Source organism: Oleiphilus sp. HI0132, from assembly GCF_001635845.1.
The window spans coordinates 1-935 of the sequence record NZ_LWGJ01001860.1 but is presented as its reverse complement, the minus strand read 5'-3'; the positions used below and the strand labels follow the sequence as shown (position 1 = coordinate 935).

The 935-nt window shown below is 47.2% G+C and carries 2 protein-coding genes; both read right to left on the bottom strand.

Annotation, left to right across the window (positions count from 1 at the left end):
* A partial coding sequence (locus A3766_RS28125; RefSeq protein WP_197479816.1) for a hypothetical protein occupies nucleotides 1-183 on the bottom strand: 183 nt, incomplete at its 3' end.
* 54 nt (nucleotides 184-237) lie between these two features.
* Nucleotides 238-935, bottom strand: a 698-nt coding sequence (gene tmpT / locus A3766_RS28120) for a thiopurine S-methyltransferase (RefSeq protein WP_231883023.1), incomplete at its 5' end; no start/stop codon positions are given.

The window sequence follows — 935 nt, the reverse complement described above, 5'->3', positions numbered from 1 at the left end:
AGCCGATACAGTAAAGCCTTTCGCGGCTAGGAATAAGGCTGCTGCACCGTCGCCACTGGCAATATCAAGCACACTGCCGGGTAGGAGCTGGTCTAAAGCCTCCTCGATAAAAGCGGGTGCTTTCGCTTGAACCATCGGGCGCTCGCTAAAGCGCTTATTCCAGCGAGCTTGGTCTTCTTTCATGGTCTTCTCTTTCTAGTGAGTAGGCTTGCTAACAAGAATAAAAGGGCCGAGGGTTTAATTCTCGCGCTCAAGTAGCCAGACATATTCAGTGATAGGAAAGGCTGCTGAAAACTTGTCTGAAACCTTCGTGCTATCAAGGGGCCGTAAGTTGTAATGCTGTGCGTAGTGTTGTCGCAATTCTTCTTCGCTAACTGAAAAAGGCGGACCACTCATTAGACTCTGATCATACTGATAGCAAACCACTAGCTGAGGCGTTCGAGCAACCAGAGTGTTGAGGTGTGAGGCATATTGCTTGCGCATCTCTACAGGCAAAGCAACTAAACTGCCACGGTCAAACACAGCGTCAACCTGGCCAAGCGTTTCTTTATCGACACTGAAGAAATCACCGACTAGTATGTCTACATTCTCAGCATGATAGCGTTTAATTTGCCCCTGGGTGCTCACTTCTGGCCGAACGCCCATTTCATCGAAAAGTTGTTGTATGGCCAACTCGCTTAACTCGATGCCAACAACCTGAAATCCCTTAGAGGCTAGCCAAGGAATATCGAGAGTTTTCCCACATAAAGGTAAAAGTATTCGTTTACCGGGGGCGAGCTTGAGCAAGTCGAGGTGTTTTACCAAGTTAGGGTTTGCTTCACTTTCATGAAAGCCGATGGTGTTGTTTTTCCAACAATTGAACCAAAAATCGGATTGCATAGAGATACCTGGGATGAGCTTAGGAAGGTTAAGTATTTTAACGCTGTCTAGCGCTT